At 53.8% G+C, this 338-nt stretch carries 1 pseudogene; it reads right to left on the reverse strand.

The features are described from left to right. Positions 1–88: 88 nt before the first annotated feature. Positions 89–338, reverse strand: a pseudogene (locus EZM41_RS07100) (UTP--glucose-1-phosphate uridylyltransferase); the annotation flags it as partial.

Genomic DNA, 338 nt, shown 5'->3' on the forward strand with positions numbered 1-338 from the left:
TTTCGTTTATCCGCCTACCTCGTGAGGTGGTTAAGTGCCAGCGCAGGGGCTTACCATAACGCTACAACAAACCTCCGCCATATCTTTTCTACTCGTCCATCAACCCCCTGTGTCTCAAAAGAGAAAACAACGCCTCCCTAAGCGTGCCGTTCTCGAGCGCCATCGTGACTGTGGCCTTAAACCATCCCTCCTTTGTGCCGCAATCGAGGCGCAATCCATGATACCGCAGCCCCCACACTACCTCCTCGCCGAGAAGTGACTTTATGGCATCTGTAAGCTGTAGTTCACCGCCGGAGCCCGGACGAAGGTTGTGTAGGTGATGAAATATCCTGGGCGAT

The organism is Acetomicrobium sp. S15 = DSM 107314 (genome assembly GCF_016125955.1).
In the GTDB taxonomy this organism is placed as follows: Bacteria; Synergistota; Synergistia; order Synergistales; family Thermosynergistaceae; genus Thermosynergistes; species Thermosynergistes pyruvativorans.